This is a genomic window from Mycobacterium sp. RTGN4, from assembly GCF_033804635.1.
Classification (GTDB): domain Bacteria; phylum Actinomycetota; class Actinomycetes; order Mycobacteriales; family Mycobacteriaceae; genus Mycobacterium.
The window spans coordinates 1-5,336 of sequence record NZ_JAPZLB010000037.1 but is presented as its reverse complement, the minus strand read 5'-3'; the positions used below and the strand labels follow the sequence as shown (position 1 = coordinate 5,336).

The following is a 5,336-nucleotide window of genomic DNA, read 5'->3' as shown; positions in this document are numbered from 1 at the left end:
GGGCGTGTTGTTTGAGAACTCAATAGTGTGTTTGGTGGTTTTTGTTTGTTTGTTTTGCCATGCCTTGGGGGGACTCCCCGTCTTCCGTTTTCAGGGTGTGGTTGTTTTTTTGCCAGTTTGTTTTCTGGTTTTGGATTCAGGTTTTTCTGATTCGAATTCACCTGCCTGTTTTGTGGGTTGGGTTGTTTTTGTTTGGAGAGTTTGATCCTGGCTCAGGACGAACGCTGGCGGCGTGCTTAACACATGCAAGTCGAACGGAAAGGCCCTTCGGGGTACTCGAGTGGCGAACGGGTGAGTAACACGTGGGTGATCTGCCCTGCACTTCGGGATAAGCCTGGGAAACTGGGTCTAATACCGGATATACCTCATTGGTTGCATGACTGGTGGGGGAAAGCTTTTGCGGTGTGGGATGGGCCCGCGGCCTATCAGCTTGTTGGTGGGGTGATGGCCTACCAAGGCGTCGACGGGTAGCCGGCCTGAGAGGGTGTCCGGCCACACTGGGACTGAGATACGGCCCAGACTCCTACGGGAGGCAGCAGTGGGGAATATTGCACAATGGGCGCAAGCCTGATGCAGCGACGCCGCGTGGGGGATGACGGCCTTCGGGTTGTAAACCTCTTTCAGTAGGGACGAAGCGCAAGTGACGGTACCTACAGAAGAAGCACCGGCCAACTACGTGCCAGCAGCCGCGGTAATACGTAGGGTGCGAGCGTTGTCCGGAATTACTGGGCGTAAAGAGCTTGTAGGTGGTTTGTCGCGTTGTTCGTGAAATCTCACGGCTTAACTGTGAGCGTGCGGGCGATACGGGCAGACTAGAGTACTGCAGGGGAGACTGGAATTCCTGGTGTAGCGGTGGAATGCGCAGATATCAGGAGGAACACCGGTGGCGAAGGCGGGTCTCTGGGCAGTAACTGACGCTGAGAAGCGAAAGCGTGGGGAGCGAACAGGATTAGATACCCTGGTAGTCCACGCCGTAAACGGTGGGTACTAGGTGTGGGTTTCCTTCCTTGGGATCCGTGCCGTAGCTAACGCATTAAGTACCCCGCCTGGGGAGTACGGCCGCAAGGCTAAAACTCAAAGGAATTGACGGGGGCCCGCACAAGCGGCGGAGCATGTGGATTAATTCGATGCAACGCGAAGAACCTTACCTGGGCTTGACATGCACTAGAAAGCCGTAGAGATACGGCCCCCCTTGTGGTTGGTGTGCAGGTGGTGCATGGCTGTCGTCAGCTCGTGTCGTGAGATGTTGGGTTAAGTCCCGCAACGAGCGCAACCCCTATCTTATGTTGCCAGCGCGTTATGGCGGGGACTCGTAAGAGACTGCCGGGGTCAACTCGGAGGAAGGTGGGGATGACGTCAAGTCATCATGCCCCTTATGTCCAGGGCTTCACACATGCTACAATGGCCGGTACAAAGGGCTGCGAATCCGTGAGGTGGAGCGAATCCCTTGAAAGCCGGTCTCAGTTCGGATCGGGGTCTGCAACTCGACCCCGTGAAGTCGGAGTCGCTAGTAATCGCAGATCAGCAACGCTGCGGTGAATACGTTCCCGGGCCTTGTACACACCGCCCGTCACGTCATGAAAGTCGGTAACACCCGAAGCCGGTGGCCTAACCCCTCGTGGGAGGGAGCCGTCGAAGGTGGGATCGGCGATTGGGACGAAGTCGTAACAAGGTAGCCGTACCGGAAGGTGCGGCTGGATCACCTCCTTTCTAAGGAGCACCACGAGACTCAGGCCCGCCCACGACTGTGGGGGTTCGGTGATCTGGGCGATTCGTTGGATGGACCGTTCATCTGTAGTGGGTGCGGTTCTGGTGCAAGATTTATGATGAACGAACTCAAAAACCCCGTGCCGTTTCTGGTCTTTCGGGACTGGCCGTGGTTCGTGGGGGTTGCCAAGCACACTGTTGGGCTTTGAGACAACAGGCCCGTCATCGCTTCGCCCTTTCGGGGGAACCGGCGGTGATGTCAACACTTCTTCTTCTGCCGTTGGGTGGGGGTGGGGGTGGGCTCCGAGGGATCGGGGTTGGTGTGTTGTTGCCCCGCTTGGTGGTGGGGTGTGGTGTTTGATTCGTGCATAGTGGTTGCGAGCATCAAGGTGCTTTCATGGGCGGTCCTCTTTTTTGGGGGTCGTCTTTGTGGTGTCTTGTTGTGGTGTAATTTCGATTTTTTACAATTGGTTTTTGTGTTGTAAGTGTTTAAGGGCGCATGGTGGATGCCTTGGCATCAGAGGCCGATGAAGGACGTGGGAGGCTGCGATATGCCTCGGGGAGCTGCCAACCGAGCGTTGATCCGAGGATGTCCGAATGGGGAAACCCAGCACGAGTGATGTCGTGTTACCCGTATCTGAATACATAGGGTGCGGGAGGTAACGCGGGGAAGTGAAACATCTCAGTACCCGTAGGAAGAGAAAACAATTGTGATTCCGTGAGTAGTGGCGAGCGAAAGCGGAGGATGGCTAAACCGTATGCATGTGATACCGGGTAGGGGTTGTGTGTGCGGGGTTGTGGGACCTGATCTTCTGGGGCTACCTCCTCAGAGGGCAGTAAGAAAATGTCGTGGTTAGCGGAAGTGGCTTGGGATGGCCTGCCGTAGACGGTGAGAGCCCGGTACGTGAAAACCCGATGTCTGCCTTGTTCAGTGTTCCCGAGTAGCAGCGGGCCCGTGGAATCTGCTGTGAATCTGCCGGGACCACCCGGTAAGCCTGAATACCTTCTGATGACCGATAGCGGATTAGTACCGTGAGGGAATGGTGAAAAGTACCCCGGGAGGGGAGTGAAAGAGTACCTGAAACCGTGTGCCTACAATCCGTCAGAGCCCTCCTTCGTGGTGGGGTGATGGCGTGCCTTTTGAAGAATGAGCCTGCGAGTCAGGGACATGTCGCGAGGTTAACCCGTGTGGGGTAGCCGCAGCGAAAGCGAGTCTGAATAGGGCGTATCCAATCCAGAGGGGTTGGTGTAGTGGTGTGTTCTGGACCCGAAGCGGAGTGATCTACCCATGGCCAGGGTGAAGCAGCAGTAAGATGTTGTGGAGGCCCGAACCCACTTAGGTTGAAGACTGAGGGGATGAGTTGTGGGTAGGGGTGAAAGGCCAATCAAACTCCGTGATAGCTGGTTCTCCCCGAAATGCATTTAGGTGCAGCGTCGCATGATGCTTGCCGGAGGTAGAGCTACTGGATGGCCGATGGGCCTTACAAGGTTACTGACGTCAGCCAAACTCCGAATGCCGGTAAGTCAATAGTGCGGCAGTGAGACGGCGGGGGATAAGCTCCGTGCGTCGAGAGGGAAACAGCCCAGATCGCCGGCTAAGGCCCCTAAGCGTGTGCTAAGTGGAAAAGGATGTGCAGTCGCGAAGACAACCAGGAGGTTGGCTTAGAAGCAGCCACCCTTGAAAGAGTGCGTAATAGCTCACTGGTCAAGTGATTGTGCGCCGATAATGTAGCGGGGCTCAAGCACACCGCCGAAGCCGCGGCAACCAAGATTCGTTCTGGTTGGGTAGGGGAGCGTCCTGCACACCGGTGAAGCAGCCTAGTGATGGAGCTGTGGAGGGTGTGGGAGTGAGAATGCAGGCATGAGTAGCGATAAGGCAAGTGAGAACCTTGCCCGCCGAAAGACCAAGGGTTCCTGGGCCAGGCCAGTCCGCCCAGGGTGAGTCGGGACCTAAGGCGAGGCCGACAGGCGTAGTCGATGGACAACGGGTTGATATTCCCGTACCCGTGTATGCGCGTCCGTGATGAATCAGCGGTACTAACCGCCCAAAACCAGGATCACCAATCACCTTCGGGTGTGCGGGTTTCTGGGGCTGCGCGGGACCTTCGCTGGTAGTAGTCAAGCGACGGGGTGACGCAGGAAGGTAGCCATACCAGTCAGTGGTAATACTGGGGCAAGCCCGTAGGGAGAGACCTAGGCAAATCCGGGTCTCACATATCCTGAGAGGTGATGCATAGCCGAGTGAGGCGAATGTGGTGATCCTATGCTGCCGAGAAAAGCCTCTAGCGAGTGCAGACACGGCCCGTACCCCAAACCGACACAGGTGGTCAGGTAGAGAATACCAAGGCGTACGAGTGAACTATGGTTAAGGAACTCGGCAAAATACCCCCGTAACTTCGGGAGAAGGGGGACCCCCATACCGTCCACACCCTTGCGGTGGCCGGCGGGAGGGGGTCGCAGAAACCAGTGAGAAGCGACTGTTTACTAAAAACACAGGTCCGTGCGAAGTCGCAAGACGATGTATACGGACTGACGCCTGCCCGGTGCTGGAAGGTTAAGAGGACCGGTCAACCCCTTCGGGGGTGAAGCTGAGAATTTAAGCCCCAGTAAACGGCGGTGGTAACTATAACCATCCTAAGGTAGCGAAATTCCTTGTCGGGTAAGTTCCGACCTGCACGAATGGCGTAACGACTTCTCAACTGTCTCAACCATAGACTCGGCGAAATTGCACTACGAGTAAAGATGCTCGTTACGCGCGGCAGGACGAAAAGACCCCGGGACCTTCACTACAACTTGGTATTGGCGTCCGATACGTTTTGTGTAGGATAGGTGGGAGACTGTGAAACTCACACGCCAGTGTGGGTGGAGTCGTTGTTGAAATACCACTCTGATCGTATTGGGCTTCTAACTTCGAACCGTATATCCGGTTCAGGAACAGTGCCTGGTGGGTAGTTTAACTGGGGCGGTTGCCTCCAAAAAAGTAACGGAGGCGCCCAAAGGTTCCCTCAACCTGGACGGCAATCAGGTGTTGAGTGTAAGTGCACAAGGGAGCTTGACTGCGAGACATACATGTCGAGCAGGGACGAAAGTCGGGACTAGTGATCCGGCACCCCCGAGTGGAAGGGGTGTCGCTCAACGGATAAAAGGTACCCCGGGGATAACAGGCTGATCTTCCCCAAGAGTCCATATCGACGGGATGGTTTGGCACCTCGATGTCGGCTCGTCGCATCCTGGGGCTGGAGCAGGTCCCAAGGGTTGGGCTGTTCGCCCATTAAAGCGGCACGCGAGCTGGGTTTAGAACGTCGTGAGACAGTTCGGTCTCTATCCGCCGCGCGCGTCAGAAGCTTGAGGAAACCTGTCCCTAGTACGAGAGGACCGGGACGGACGAACCTCTGGTCTACCAGTTGTCCCACCAGGGGCACCGCTGGATAGCTACGTTCGGACAGGATAACCGCTGAAAGCATCTAAGCGGGAAACCCCCTCCAAGACCAGGCTTCTCACCCATTAAGTGGGATAAGGCCCCCCGCAGACCACGGGATCGATAGACCAGACCTAGAAGACTAGTAATAGTCGCAGGGAACTGGCACTAACCGGCCGAAAACTTACACACACCCCAACGGGTAACAAAA

At 56.2% G+C, this 5,336-nt stretch carries 2 rRNA genes; both read left to right on the top strand.

From position 1 onward, the window contains the following. The first annotated feature begins 189 nt into the window (after positions 1-189). Positions 190-1,710, top strand: a 16S ribosomal RNA gene (locus SLQ30_RS32925). 476 nt (positions 1,711-2,186) lie between these two features. Beyond that, positions 2,187-5,317: ribosomal RNA gene (locus tag SLQ30_RS32920) — 23S ribosomal RNA — on the top strand. The 16S and 23S rRNA genes sit together here, the layout of an rRNA operon. The last annotated feature ends 19 nt before the right edge of the window (positions 5,318-5,336 follow it).